We start from the raw sequence: 13,283 nt of genomic DNA, 5'->3' as shown, positions 1-13,283 counted from the left end.
CAAAAGCCCCCGCATTCGCGGGGCTTTTTTAATTGTAGAATTACAGCGAAGCCTGATGCGCTTCGATGAGCGTATCCATCGCCTTTTGAGCTCGTTGTTGTGCTTGTTCAAAGCTGTCTTGAGTTTCAAAGCTTTCTACGACTTCGTAGTAACACTTGAGTTTTGGCTCAGTGCCAGAAGGACGAACGATCACGCGCGCGCCGCCTTCAAGGTGGTAGATGAGTACATCACTGGCAGGTAGGTTGATTGCCTCGGTATCGCCACCACTGACAAAACGCAAAGATGTTTTAAGATCTTCAATAACTTTCACTTTGCGCCCTGCAATTTCTTGTGGTGGTGAAGCGCGCAGTTTGTCACCAACTGGTGGAGCCGATGGATCCAGCGCCATGCTAAGTTGGGTATTAATATACATACCATGCTCACGGTAAAGCGCTTCGAGTTGATCCCAAATGGTTTTGCCTTGGCTATAGAGCTCTGCCGCTAATTGAGCGAATGCGACCATTGCAGACAAGCCATCTTTGTCCCACACAGCATTGCCTACGGTGTAACCCAACGCTTCTTCATAGGCAAATAGGAACGATTTGGACTCGTCTTGCTGCTGCATAGCGATGTTGGTTAACCATTTAAATCCCGTTAGGGTCTGGTAGTAATGAGCACCATGAGACTGAGCAATTTTGTTGAGTAGGCTCGAAGAGACAATGGTATTACCAACCAACTGTTCATTTGGACGAGTGCGATTGAGTAAGTAATGCCCAAATAAGCAACCGACTTGGTCACCTGTCAGCATTTGGTATTTGCCATCAGGTTTACGAACGGCAACCGCGAACCGGTCTGCATCAGGATCATTGGCGCAAGCCAGTTGAGCTTCAACGGAATCTGCGAGGCTGATAACCATGTCCATGGCGCCCGCTTCCTCCGGGTTAGGGAAGTTAACCGTAGGGAAACTTCCATCTGGCTCTCTTTGCTCTGCCACGCTTATGACGTTGTTAAATCCAGAATCTTTTAAAAGCGTTTCAGCCATCTCAGCTCCCACACCGTGCATGGCAGTATAGGCAATTGTGATAGACAACGGATCAGTATGGTTGGTTAATAATGGGCTGGCATTAATGGTTTGGCGATACGTTTCGTAATAGTCATCTTTAAGCCAAACCAGAAGATCATGAGCCTGCGCATCATCCAGTGACATCAATGGGATAGGTTTAGTTGCAGCGAGGTCAATTTCTGCTGCGATACCGGAATCATGTGGCGGAATGATCTGCGCACCATTTTCCCAGTACACTTTAAAGCCATTGTATTCTGGTGGGTTGTGACTTGCGGTGACTACCACAGCGGCTGCTGCATTGAAATGTTTCACACCAAAAGCAGCAACTGGAGTCGGGGCGACTTTATGAGTGAGATAAACTTTGATGCCAAGTGCGGTTAACACCGCCGCAGTATCATGAGCGAATTGCTCGGAATCTGGACGGCCATCGTAACCAATGACCACTCCGCGTTGGCATGCATTGTCGACATTGTCGATCAAGTAGTGGCCAAGACCCGTTGCGGTTTCTTGTATCACCAAGCGGTTCATTCGGTTAGGGCCGCAACCAACTTTACCGCGCAAGCCTGCTGTACCAAATTCCAGTCGAGTCGAAAATCGGTCGTCTAATTCTTCGTGCATTTTCTCATCGATAAGGTATTGCAGTTCTTCGCGTGTTCTTGGGTCAGGGTCCCTTTGAAACCAATGAGTTACTTGTTCCATCATAGTGATAACCTTTGTTCATTTGATAGGTTTATTCTAAATGATATTAATTATCATTGCTGATAGCGCAATCGCTAAAATTCACCAAACTCTTTAAATTTTGGCAGCTAATTGGCCTGTAAGTCCAGTTAAGGACAGGCACGCTGTGAATTATGGCCGGAAAGAGGTGACTAATACGGCTTCGCTCTCTGTTGTTTGAGATCGGATCTTCACGGTTTAGTCTTTGTACTTTCTTGCACATTCAATCATCGTCAACTAGTTTCTATTAACATAAATATAACAAATTGTGTCGAATTTGCTGTTTATACAGACTTTTTCTCAACCTTTCATGGTAGGACTTTTTTAGCCTTTGAATGAGTAAAGCACTCAAAGTAAGTGCAATGCACAGAGGAGAAATCTTTTGAAAAGATTACTGATCAATCTGTGGCTGTTGACTGATTTGATGTTCGTAGGATATTCCGCACCTGCGATTTCTGCCGAGCAGTCTCTGAATATGACCAGAGGTGTGACCGCTATCAGTAATGAGGTTTATGACCTGCATATGCTGATTTTCTATATCTGCTGCGCGATTGCGTTTGTGGTTTTTGGTGCCATGTTTTATTCCATTTGGCGTCACCGGAAATCAAAAGGCGCAGTGGCCGCGCATTTTCATGAGAGCACCAAAGTCGAAATCATCTGGACGGTAATTCCCATCATTATTTTGGTTGCCATGGCGATTCCGGCAACTAAAACATTGGTCGCGATGGAAGATGCGTCCCAGTCTGACCTCACGGTTAAAGTGACGGGTTCACAATGGAAATGGCATTACAGTTACTTCGAAGAAGACGTTGAGTTTTTTAGCCTATTGGCAACCTCACAAAAGCAGATTGATGGCATAGAAGAGAAGGGTGCGCATTACTTACTCGAAGTGGATAACCCGCTAGTGTTACCGATCAATCGTAAAGTTCGATTTCTTTTTACCTCTGATGACGTTATCCATTCTTGGTGGGTACCGGATTTTGCGGTTAAAAAGGACACCATCCCCGGTTTTATTAATGAAGCTTGGACCCGTATCGATAAACCCGGTGTGTATCGAGGGCAGTGTGCCGAGCTATGTGGGCGAGCCCACGGTTTTATGCCGATAGTGGTTCATGCTATGGAAGAAGCGCAGTACGACGATTGGTTAGCAAACAAAAAAGCTGAGCTTGAGCAAGCGAAACAACAAGCGGCAGCTGCACTCACGGCAAGCTTGTCAATGGAAGAGCTGATGGCGCAAGGCGAGAAAGTTTATGTCGATCGTTGTGCGGTGTGTCATCAGGTCAGTGGTTTGGGTATTCCCGGAGCTTTTCCTGCTATTAAAGGCAGCCCAATTGCAACGGGAGAGGTGGCAAAACATATCGATATTGTCGTAAACGGCAAAGCAGGTACGGCCATGCAAGCATTTGCTAATCAACTGACGGAACAAGAAATCGCTGCTGTGGTGACTTATCAACGGAATGCGTTTGGCAACGAGAGTGGTGACACAGTACAAGCTTCAGATATCAATGCATTCAAAGTGCAAGGGCAAGCGTCCAAGGAGGGAGAATGAAAACGTCTAAACCTCACCATGTGAAATCTTCACCAGCGACCGATGCCGAGATGAGTAGCGCACAGTCTGCCACTGTGGCTGAAGAGCATGATCATCATGATGCGCCCAGTGGGATATTTCGCTGGCTCTATTCCACCAACCACAAAGACATCGGGACACTTTACCTATGGTTTAGCTTCATCATGTTTTTAGTGGGTGGAGCGATGGCGATGATCATCCGTGCGGAGCTTTTTCAGCCCGGATTGCAGTTGGTTGAGCCGCAGCTTTTTAACCAGATGACCACAGTACACGGTTTGATCATGGTATTTGGCGCGGTAATGCCTGCCTTTACTGGGCTAGCAAACTGGATGATACCGATGATGATCGGTGCGCCTGATATGGCGTTACCAAGGATGAACAATCTCAGCTTCTGGATTTTACCATTTGCATTTTTAATCTTATTGGCGTCTCTGTTTACGGAAGGGGGCGGCCCCGATTTTGGCTGGACATTTTATGCGCCGCTCTCGACAACTTACGGGCCGGACAGTACCGCATTGTTTGTTTTCTCTGTGCATATTATGGGGATCAGCTCCATCATGGGGGCGATTAATGTGATCGTTACCATCGTCAACATGCGAGCGCCAGGCATGACTTGGTTCAAGATGCCACTGTTTGTCTGGACTTGGCTCATCACCGCCTTTTTACTTATCGCAGTTATGCCTGTGTTGGCGGGCGCTGTCACGATGATCTTGACTGACAAGTATTTTGGAACCAGCTTTTTTGATGCAGCTGGCGGTGGTGATCCGGTTATGTTCCAACATATTTTCTGGTTCTTTGGTCACCCGGAAGTGTACATCATGATCCTCCCTTCCTTTGGCATTATCTCTGCGATTGTGCCGGCCTTCAGCGGTAAGAAATTGTTTGGTTATCACTCGATGGTGTATGCGACCTGCAGTATTGCGCTATTGTCATTCTTAGTTTGGGCACACCATATGTTTACCACCGGCATGCCTGTGTTTGCTGAGCTGTTTTTTATGTATTGCACCATGCTAATTGCTGTGCCAACAGGGGTGAAAGTATTTAACTGGGTAGCAACCATGTGGCGCGGGGCATTAACGTTTGAGACGCCGATGCTGTTTGCCATTGCCTTCATTATTCTTTTCACCATCGGTGGTTTCTCTGGTTTGATGCTGGCGATTGCACCGGCTGATTTCCAATACCATGACACTTATTTTGTGGTGGCTCACTTCCATTATGTGTTGGTATCTGGAGCGGTCTTTTCAATTATGGCAGCGGCTTACTATTGGTTACCGAAGTGGACTGGGCACATGTACGATCATCGGTTGAGCTTGTGGCATTTCTGGTGCTCTGTGATCTCCGTTAATGTGTTGTTCTTCCCAATGCACTTTCTGGGGCTTGCTGGTATGCCGCGACGAATTCCAGATTACGCGATTCAGTTTGCTGATGTTAACCAGATTGTTTCTATTGGCGGTTTTGCCTTTGGTTTGTCTCAGCTGATTTTCCTTTGGTTGGTGATCAAATGCATTAAGGGCGGTGAAAAAGCGCAAGCCAAACCATGGGAGAGAGCTGAGGGACTGGAATGGACCGTACCAAGCCCAGCACCGCACCATACCTTCACCACGCCACCTAAATTGCATGATGAGTGAGGTGGGGTATGAGTGGGCAAAGCAGTGCAAATAACACTTTGACGTTGAAGCTTGTTGCCGCGGTGATTGCGATGTTTGGCTTTGGTTTTGCACTGGTGCCCCTTTACGATGTGATGTGCGATGCGCTGGGAATAAACGGCAAAACCAATACAGAATCCGCGATACAACCACAAGGCATGGTACCAGACACATCACGCACGGTACGCGTTGAGTTTATGACGCATCAAAATGCTGAGATGCCATGGGAGTTTGCACCCAAACAAACGTGGATGGATGTGCATCCGGGGCAAGTGATCCAAACGGCCTATTTTGCCAAAAACCAATCCGATCGAGACATCATTGGGCAGGCCGTACCTTCTGTATCGCCGGGAATGGGAGCATCTTACTTCAACAAAATTGAATGTTTCTGTTTCAACCATCAGCCATTAAAGAGCTTACAAAGTACGGAAATGGCACTGATTTTTTATATCGAACCTGATATTCCAGACGCGATACATACCCTGACGTTGTCTTACACTTTATATGACATTACAGACAAGGTAGAGAAGCCTGTGGAATTAGCTCAGGCTGCTAAATCGATAACGGATGATCGCTTAACGCAAGGAGCGAAGCCATGAGTTCAAAACGTCCTTCTTATTATGTTCCACCACAAAGTAGCTGGCCTATTGTTGGTGCTGTGGCCTTATTTCTGGTTGCCGTTGGGGCGGGTTTGACGGTCCAGAATATGGGAAACGATGGTGCTGGCGGGGTGTTTGGTAAGGTTATTTTGGTCTCGGGGTTTGTCTTCTTGCTTTATATGTTTGCAGGTTGGTTTAGCAATGTGATTACCGAGTCGATGTCGGGTTTATATTCTGATCAGATCAATCGGTCATTTCGTCAGGGCATGAGTTGGTTTATTTTCTCTGAAATCATGTTTTTTGGTGCTTTCTTTGGTGCGTTGTTCTACGCACGAATGATTGCGGTGCCTTGGCTGGGAGGGGATAGCAACAATGCGATGACACACAGTGTGCTTTGGCCGACGTTTGAAGCCATGTGGCCACTCACAACAACACCGGATGGCGGAACCACTCAAGCAATGGGTTGGCAAGGGATCCCATTGGTGAATACCATTATTCTTCTAACCTCTTCGGTGACGTTGCATTTAGCGCATACCAGTTTGGAAAAAAACAAGCGAATGGCGCTCATTGTTTGGCTGGAGATCACGATCGTTCTTGCCGGATTTTTCCTATACTACCAAGGGGTTGAGTACGCTCACGCGTATAAAGATTTGGATTTGACGTTGCAGTCGGGGATCTACGGTAACACCTTCTTCATGCTAACGGGTTTCCACGGTATGCATGTGTTATTAGGGACGATTATTCTCACAGTTCTGTTATTTCGGATTGCGAAAGACCATTTCTCACCTAAAGACCATTTCGCTTTTCAGGCGGGAAGCTGGTATTGGCATTTTGTTGATGTGGTCTGGCTATGTTTGTTTGTTTTCGTCTACGTCTTGTAACAACACCAGCCTAATATGGCCGTGTATTAGGCTCAATGAAACCACTGAGTAACGCCACAATTAAGAGGACAACCGCCAAAGCTGACAACGTAACCCTGCGACCCAAAAAGTGGCTCATCGATCTATCTTCTTCAGAGTCAGAATCGGAGCCTTTGACCATTGCAAACATCGCTCTAGCGAGGTTAAAGATGATAAACAGCAATAGTAGAACCAGCAGCGTTTTAAATATGAATACCATTAGCCACTCCCTCAGTCGTTTGGTACATACGGTGTCATTTTGGTTATGTTTGTTATTAACTGTGGGTGCGTTTTCAGTATTGGTCAAATTGGGTTTTTGGCAGCTTTCAAGGGCCGATGAAAAACAGGCAATGGAAGCACAATTGCTTGCGCGCTCTCAACAACCAGCTATCTCTTTCCAACAGCTTGCTCAGCAAAGAAATACGTCACTGACAGGAGTCAAAGTCAGGGCTACGTTACGCCCTGTTGCTGATAAATATGTGTTGCTGGATAACCAGACTTACCAAGGTGATGTCGGCTATTTGGCTTATCAGTTGGTGCAAAGCAAAGAAGGGATTTACTTTCTATTAGAGCGCGGATTTGTTCCAGCGGCGGATACGCGTAATCAACTTCCTGAAGTGGCGTGGTTGGCTCAAAGCACTCCCTTAACGGGACGCTTATATCAGCGTTTAGAGAACCCGTTAAGCCATCAACTGTATCTTGAACCAGGCATTCCACACCGTATTCAAAACCTTAACTTTGCAGAACTTGGGCATTTTTGGGGCGTTGATTTGGCGCCATTTGCTTTTCAACCAGTACAAACAGAATGGCCGTACCCACAGCCATGGAAACCGGTACCGCTTGGCTCGCAGAAGCATCTTGGGTACGCCTTTCAATGGTTTTCAATGGCGTTTGCATTGTTTGTGCTGAGTTTGTGGATACTCATTCGGGCATGCAAGCAAGGAGAGAAAAATGAATAATCCGGTATTTAGGGGGAGAATCATTTTATTGGCGCTTATCTTGATGTTTGCGCTGCCAGCCATCATTGCCAAAACGGTGTTGTCTAATCACTGGTATAACTCTGGTGTCACAAATAAAGGTGTACTGCTTGATCCCAAAATTGATTTTGATGGACTAGGCTTAAAGAATCCATACCAGAATAGCCAATGGCAGTTGGGATATTTCGTGCCAGAACAATGCGATACGCTATGTATTGAACAAATACATTTGTTAGGTCAAAGCCATGTCGCATTAGGAAAATATCAAGGTCGAGTGGCTCCTGTCGTATGGGTTAGTGAACGCAGTGACAAGAATGTGCTGCAACAACATGCGTTTCAGGTGGTGATGGTAAACAACGAGTTCAGTAAAGTGATTTCGCCTTATGACTTTGTCATAGTGGATCCCCTTGGCCAGCTAGTGATGCGTTATCCCAAATCCGCATCCCAGCAAGAGCTCGTTGCGCAAGCAAAAGGATTACTGTCTGATTTACGCAAACTACTAAAGCTATCCAGAGTAGGTTGAGCGTATGAAACTAAAGAACTTGGTTAGAGTCGCGTTAATACTCACATTTATTGTGATCATGCTTGGTGCTTATACTCGGCTTGCTGATGCTGGCTTAGGGTGCCCTGATTGGCCCGGTTGCTATGGTCAATTGACCGTACCAGTGCAACAGCATGAGTTAGAGCGAGCGAGTTCTTTATATCCGGACTTAAAAGTAGAGGCAGATAAAGCGTGGTTAGAAATGATCCATCGCTATTTTGCTGGAACGCTAGGGCTGGTGGTTTTTGCTATTACGGCGCTTAGTATTAAGAGCAGGGCGGTGCCGTCTTTCTTACCCATTTCGATTTCTCTAGTTGTGGTCTTTCAAGCGTTATTGGGAATGTGGACTGTCACTATGAAGTTGATGCCAATTATCGTTATGGGGCATTTATTGGGTGGTTTTACTTTGTTTGCTTTGCTCGCTTTGTTGTATTGGCGATTGACGCATGCCCAAGATCAAATTGATCATCTCACCATCCCTCCAATGCTGCGTCTGCTTGCCGTCACTAGCTTGTTCTTTCTCTTGATTCAGATTGCACTGGGTGGATGGACGTCATCCAACTACGCTGCGCTGATGTGCACGAGTTTACCCTTGTGTGAGGGAGATTGGCGTAGTTACTTGGATTTTGTGAACGCCTTTACCTTAATTCAGCCCGAGCGAGAAACTTATGAATTTGGCACGCTTGATTACGGCGCCCGTATGACGATTCATGTTGTGCATCGTATCGGTGCGTTAGTCGTGGCGGTGTCAACGCTGTGCTTAATTTATCAAATGCTCGCTGAATCGGATTCGGTGCTCAATCGTTTGGCATGGCGTGTGTTTTCTCTACTATGTTTGCAAATTGGTTTAGGGATCAGCAACGTTGTTTTGAGCCTTCCGCTTGCAGTTGCTGTCGCACATAACCTCGGGGCAGCATTACTTATGCTGTCACTGCTGTATGTCAATTTTTTGCTTTGGTATCCATCAGAGTCGGTTGTGCTGAACAAGGAGCGAGTTCATGAGTAAATCCATTGCGATCACTTCGGCTAAGGAAAAGCCACTTTGGAAAGTCTATTTCACGCTCACCAAGCCTAAAGTGGTGGCGTTAATGTTACTGACCGCTTTGGTGGGGATGTGTTTGGCTGTACCGGGGACATTACCGATTCAAAATGTTGTGCTTGGTCTTTTAGGTATTGGGTTAATGGCAGGCTCCGCAGCGGCCTTCAACCACCTCATTGATCGACGCATCGATGCTGTGATGGCCAGAACATATCGTCGTCCACTGCCGTCTGGTGAAATCAACGCCTTGTCTGTGTTGTTGTTTTCAAGCGCGATTGGCCTTGCTGGCTTCGTCATCTTGTACATTGGAGTGAATGGATTAACGGCTTGGCTCACCTTTGCAAGCCTACTTGGCTACGCGGTGATTTATACCTTGTATCTAAAACGTGCGACGCCGCAAAATATCGTTATTGCTGGGATTGCAGGTGCAATGCCACCTTTGCTTGGTTGGACCGCGGTCACTGGCGAGTTACACGCGAATGCGTGGTTACTGGTAATGGTGATTTTTATATGGACCCCCCCTCATTTTTGGGCATTGGCGATACATCGTAAGGAAGACTATGCCAAGGCAGATATTCCAATGCTACCTGTGACACATGGTGTGGAATACACCAAAACATCGATTCTTCTTTATACGGTGTTATTGGCGTTAGTATGCCTATTTCCAGTGTTGGTCGGGATGAGTAGTTGGCTATATTTGCTTTGTTCATCTGTGCTCAGTGCTGGGTTTATCGGCTATGCATGGAAGCTGAAATATCATGCCGATGAGAAAACAGCGATCAAAACATTCGTCTTTTCTATCTACCATTTGATGTTGTTGTTTGTCGCATTGTTACTCGATCACTATCTGCTTTAGCGATGGAATACCTATGGTTGTAAGTGCTTCAGGTTTCGCTTTTCTAAACGTTTAAATAGCAATGAAAGTGACAAACAAAGCAGTAAGTAGAATCCGCCCACAATTAGCCATATTTCGAAGATAAGGCCAGACGAGTTAGCGATTTCGGTGCCGACAAAAGTCATCTCTTGAATCGATATCAAAGACACAATGGAAGAGTCTTTAATTAATGAGATGGATTGACCCGCCAGTGCGGGTGTAATGGCAGCCAATACTTGCGGTGCAATGACGTAACGATACTTGCTCCATCGTGACAGGCCCAATGAATCTGCCGCTTCCCACTGTCCTTTGGCAATACCAGCTAACCCAGAACGGACTACTTCCGCAATGTATGCAGAGGAAAGCAGCCCGATGCATAAAATACCTGACAGCAAATTTTCCCACAAATTCGCCGGTCCAAAGAGCCAATATTGCAATGTATTGATGTGGCCATCATGCTCTCGTAATAATGATTCCAGACCTAATGCGGGTATCAACTGGTTCGAGATAAAGAAATAGAAAATAAAGATGAACACCAATGGCGGTATATTTCGCACTAATTGGATAAAGGCATTAGCCGGAACACGTAATACCGTTAGGTTAGAGTATCGGGCGAGGCCTAATAACGTACCAAGTGTTAGGGCTAAAACCATGCCCCAAACGCTAAGACGAATGGTGGAGATTAGCCCTTGGAAGAAGTAGGGAAGACCGCCATCGGAGCGAGGCGTAAAAATAAGTTCAAATGCGTCTGACCAACGCCAATGGTAGTGCACACCAATATCCGCTCGATAATACAACCAAGCGCAGAAAAGGCCCACAACAATAAGTAAGATAACATCCAGTTTATTGAATGAAATCGAACCTTCTGATTTGATGTCTTGGCGGTTCAACGCGCTTTCTTTACTCACACTCGCTCCGTTGTTTCTATTTTACTGACCGGTGGCAATCTGATCTTGCCAGTCTAATGTGGAGAACCAGTACTCATAACGCTCTTCTAGCCAGCCATCGTCAGTTCGAGCTTGGATCCATTGGTTAAAGAATGCCTTTTTATCGTCATCTCCCAAGCGAACAGTGAATGCTTCATTGCCTTTAGAGAGACGCTCGGTAAATGGAATAAACAGCTTATCGCTATTTTTCACCGTTTCATGTTCTGGCTTCGGGCTAGACGCAATCACAGCATGAGCATTGCCGTTGATCACTTCTTGAAACGCTTGCGCGTCATCATCAAATTGAAGAATTTTTGCTTTCGGGAAAGTTTCGCGTGCAACTTGCACAGTATAAGCACCTCGGCGGGCAGCGATTTTAACGCGTCGGGAATTGAAATCACTGAATTCGCTGAAGCCTTCAGCAAGCTTTTTACTGGCAGCTACCTGCACACCAGAATGTGAGTAAGGCGCTGTAAATAAAACGCTTTTTGAGCGCTCTGGTGTGATTGACATACCACCAATGATCACATCAAACTTCTGAGCAAGTAGCGCAGGAATGATGCCATCCCATGCTGTTGGTACAAATTCCACATTCCAGCCAGAGTCTTTGGATAAGCGTTTCGCAACATCAATTTCAAACCCAATCAGATCGCCTTGTTTATTTCGCATTGCCCAAGGGACAAAAGTCGACATACCAACGCGTAGCGTGCCGCGTTCGTTGATCTTATCTAGGTTGGGGGTGTCTGATGCAAAGGCAGGCAGCGCGATAGCTAAGCCCAATAGCGCCGTGATTGCAGATTTAAAACAACGTCTAACCAAATCTCGTCTTGAGTTTTTCATAATTGTTTCCTTGTTATCGAGCGCGCCATCCTGCGCCCAGTTTATGTTCCATCCAAGCTGATAAGCCAGACAGAGAAAGGGTCAGCAACAAGTAGATTGCTGCGACGGTAAACCATATTTCAAATGGCATTGCGGTTTCAGATACGATGTTTCGACCTTCAGTCGTTAAATCAAAAATGGCCATCACGCTGACGATGGATGAGTTTTTGATTAACGAGACCACTTCATTGGTGAGCGGCGGTAAAGTTCGCTGTAATAGCTGAGGTAAAATCACATCGTAATAGGTGTAAAAAGGAGTTAACCCTAACGACCTTGCTGCTTCAAATTGGCCTTTTTCTATGCTGTTTAAGCCACCGCGCAGAATTTCGGCGGTATATGCGCCCTGAAAGAGAGCGAGGGCAAGCACTGCGGTAGAAAAACGATCTAACCCAATCACTGGTCCAAAAACGAAATAGAGCAAGTAGATTTGTACCAACAATGGCGTATTGCGAATGAGTTCGACATAGCCGGTAGCGAGCGCGCGACCGACAATCGAGTTTGATAGTTTTAATAACGCCGTGGCCAAACCAATTATCAGCGTGAAAAGTAAACTGATGCTGGAGATCTTTAATGTAACCAACAGTCCGTCAATTAACTCGGCTGGCCACCATTCTCCGTCTTCGTAAAAAAACAGGTAGTCAGGTACACGCTCCCATTGCCATTGATAACCCATGGCTTGTGCGCCAGAGTCCAGTAGCCAACCTATGCCTAGAATAAGCAGCGAGATCTGTAATAGTGCTGAGAGTACAGGCTTTAATATCTGTTTTATCATCAATGGCTTAGGATCTGATTGAGAAATTGTTGAGTTCTTGGGTGCTGCGGCGCATCAAAGATTTGTTCTGGTGTAGCCATCTCCAGTATCTGTCCTTCGTCCATAAAAATGACTCTGTCAGCCACTTTACGCGCAAACCCCATTTCATGGGTGACACACATCATGGTGATACCGTCTCTCGCGAGGTCGACCATGACATCCAGCACTTCTTGAATGGTTTCAGGATCCAGTGCGGAAGTCGGTTCATCAAAGAGTAAAATTTCTGGCTGCATACAAAGAGAACGAGCAATGGCAACACGTTGCTGTTGACCACCAGACAGCTGGACAGGGTATTTGTCAGCTTGATCGCGTATTTTGACACGTTCAAGGAAGTGCAGGACGCGCTCAATTGCTTGTTGTTTTCCGAGCTTTAATGTCCGGATTGGTGCCAGAGTGAGGTTTTCGAGCACGGTTAAATGTGGAAATAAGTTGAAATGCTGAAAGACCATTCCTACTTGACCGGGAGCGACTTTCTGAGTTGACGTGGCGAGCACAGAAATATCGCCATTTGAGATCGCTTCTAAGCCATTTACTGTTCTTATTAGGGTGGACTTTCCGGAGCCTGAAGGGCCACAAATGACCAAAATCTCGCCTTTCGCGACAGATAGGTTGATATCTTTTAGGGCGTGGTACTGACCATACCACTTGTTGACGTTGCTAAATTCAATAGCGCTCATGGCTGCTTTACTTATTTATTTTTATAAGTCTACACCTTAGCAATATCGTGATTACATTGCATCAAAACATGTGATTTATCGTTGTTGAT

General features: G+C 46.1%; 14 protein-coding genes. 8 read left to right on the top strand and 6 right to left on the bottom strand.

The window, feature by feature from the left end; all coding sequences use genetic code 11:
- Nucleotides 1-40 precede the first annotated feature (40 nt).
- Entirely contained in the window at nucleotides 41-1,744 is a 1,704-nt protein-coding gene (locus ACQEXU_RS09935) for a phospho-sugar mutase (protein WP_427010680.1), read from the bottom strand.
- Nucleotides 1,745-2,183: 439 nt separating this feature from the next.
- Here ACQEXU_RS09935 and coxB point away from each other — a divergent pair, with 439 nt between their 5' ends.
- From coxB to ACQEXU_RS09915, 4 genes are read left to right on the top strand one after another with little or no spacing between them, the layout of a single operon-like run.
- Nucleotides 2,184-3,308: a cytochrome c oxidase subunit II gene (gene coxB / locus ACQEXU_RS09930; protein WP_427010864.1), complete on the top strand. Its 1,125-nt coding sequence runs from the start codon at nucleotides 2,184-2,186 to the stop codon at nucleotides 3,306-3,308.
- Nucleotides 3,305-4,954, top strand: coding sequence for a cytochrome c oxidase subunit I (gene ctaD, locus ACQEXU_RS09925; RefSeq protein ID WP_427010679.1), 1,650 nt, complete (start codon nucleotides 3,305-3,307; stop codon nucleotides 4,952-4,954). Before coxB ends, ctaD begins: the two co-directional genes overlap by 4 nt.
- Nucleotides 4,955-4,962: 8 nt before the next feature.
- Nucleotides 4,963-5,571, top strand: a complete 609-nt coding sequence (locus ACQEXU_RS09920; protein ID WP_427010678.1) for a cytochrome c oxidase assembly protein — start codon at nucleotides 4,963-4,965, stop codon at nucleotides 5,569-5,571.
- Nucleotides 5,568-6,452 carry a cytochrome c oxidase subunit 3 gene (locus ACQEXU_RS09915; RefSeq protein WP_367990220.1) on the top strand — a complete coding sequence of 295 codons (885 nt, stop codon included), beginning with the start codon at nucleotides 5,568-5,570 and terminating at the stop codon, nucleotides 6,450-6,452. The genes ACQEXU_RS09920 and ACQEXU_RS09915 overlap by 4 nt, the downstream gene beginning before the upstream one ends.
- Nucleotides 6,453-6,462: 10 nt before the next feature.
- On the opposite strand, the gene ACQEXU_RS09910 is transcribed toward ACQEXU_RS09915, so the two are convergent.
- The gene (locus ACQEXU_RS09910) at nucleotides 6,463-6,690 is read right to left on the bottom strand and encodes a DUF2909 domain-containing protein (RefSeq protein ID WP_367990219.1); all 228 of its coding nucleotides are present in this window, start codon (nucleotides 6,688-6,690) and stop codon (nucleotides 6,463-6,465) included.
- A gap of 31 nt (nucleotides 6,691-6,721) precedes the next feature.
- On the opposite strand from ACQEXU_RS09910, the gene ACQEXU_RS09905 reads away from it, so the two are divergent.
- The 4 genes from ACQEXU_RS09905 to cyoE are packed head-to-tail and all read left to right on the top strand — an operon-like array spanning nucleotide 6,722 to nucleotide 9,883.
- Nucleotides 6,722-7,429 carry an SURF1 family protein gene (locus ACQEXU_RS09905; protein ID WP_427010677.1) on the top strand — a complete coding sequence of 236 codons (708 nt, stop codon included), beginning with the start codon at nucleotides 6,722-6,724 and terminating at the stop codon, nucleotides 7,427-7,429.
- Nucleotides 7,422-7,970: a hypothetical protein gene (locus ACQEXU_RS09900; RefSeq protein WP_427010676.1), complete on the top strand. Its 549-nt coding sequence runs from the start codon at nucleotides 7,422-7,424 to the stop codon at nucleotides 7,968-7,970. The genes ACQEXU_RS09905 and ACQEXU_RS09900 overlap by 8 nt, the downstream gene beginning before the upstream one ends.
- Before the next feature lie 4 nt (nucleotides 7,971-7,974).
- Nucleotides 7,975-8,994, top strand: coding sequence for a COX15/CtaA family protein (locus ACQEXU_RS09895; RefSeq protein WP_427010675.1), 1,020 nt, complete (start codon nucleotides 7,975-7,977; stop codon nucleotides 8,992-8,994).
- On the top strand, nucleotides 8,987-9,883 hold the full coding sequence (gene cyoE, locus ACQEXU_RS09890) for a heme o synthase (RefSeq protein WP_427010674.1): 897 nt from the start codon (nucleotides 8,987-8,989) through the stop codon (nucleotides 9,881-9,883). Before ACQEXU_RS09895 ends, cyoE begins: the two co-directional genes overlap by 8 nt.
- 11 nt (nucleotides 9,884-9,894) lie before the next feature.
- Here cyoE and ACQEXU_RS09885 read toward each other — a convergent pair whose 3' ends face one another.
- Genes ACQEXU_RS09885 through ACQEXU_RS09870 form a run of 4 tightly spaced genes read right to left on the bottom strand, consistent with a single transcriptional unit; the run spans nucleotide 9,895 to nucleotide 13,194 of the window.
- On the bottom strand, nucleotides 9,895-10,809 hold the full coding sequence (locus tag ACQEXU_RS09885; protein WP_427010673.1) for an amino acid ABC transporter permease: 915 nt from the start codon (nucleotides 10,807-10,809) through the stop codon (nucleotides 9,895-9,897).
- 21 nt (nucleotides 10,810-10,830) lie between these two features.
- Nucleotides 10,831-11,667, bottom strand: a complete 837-nt coding sequence (locus tag ACQEXU_RS09880) for a transporter substrate-binding domain-containing protein (RefSeq protein WP_427010672.1) — start codon at nucleotides 11,665-11,667, stop codon at nucleotides 10,831-10,833.
- Nucleotides 11,668-11,680: 13 nt separating this feature from the next.
- The gene (locus ACQEXU_RS09875) at nucleotides 11,681-12,478 is read right to left on the bottom strand and encodes an amino acid ABC transporter permease (RefSeq protein WP_367990212.1); all 798 of its coding nucleotides are present in this window, start codon (nucleotides 12,476-12,478) and stop codon (nucleotides 11,681-11,683) included.
- On the bottom strand, nucleotides 12,478-13,194 hold the full coding sequence (locus ACQEXU_RS09870) for an amino acid ABC transporter ATP-binding protein (protein WP_427010671.1): 717 nt from the start codon (nucleotides 13,192-13,194) through the stop codon (nucleotides 12,478-12,480). The genes ACQEXU_RS09875 and ACQEXU_RS09870 overlap by 1 nt, the downstream gene beginning before the upstream one ends.
- Nucleotides 13,195-13,283 lie beyond the last annotated feature (89 nt).

It is taken from the genome of Vibrio sp. TRT 21S02 (assembly GCF_050113675.1).
In the GTDB taxonomy this organism is placed as follows: Bacteria; Pseudomonadota; Gammaproteobacteria; order Enterobacterales; family Vibrionaceae; genus Vibrio.
The sequence above is the reverse complement of the archived record's forward strand: the minus strand, read 5'-3'. Positions and strand labels throughout refer to the sequence as shown.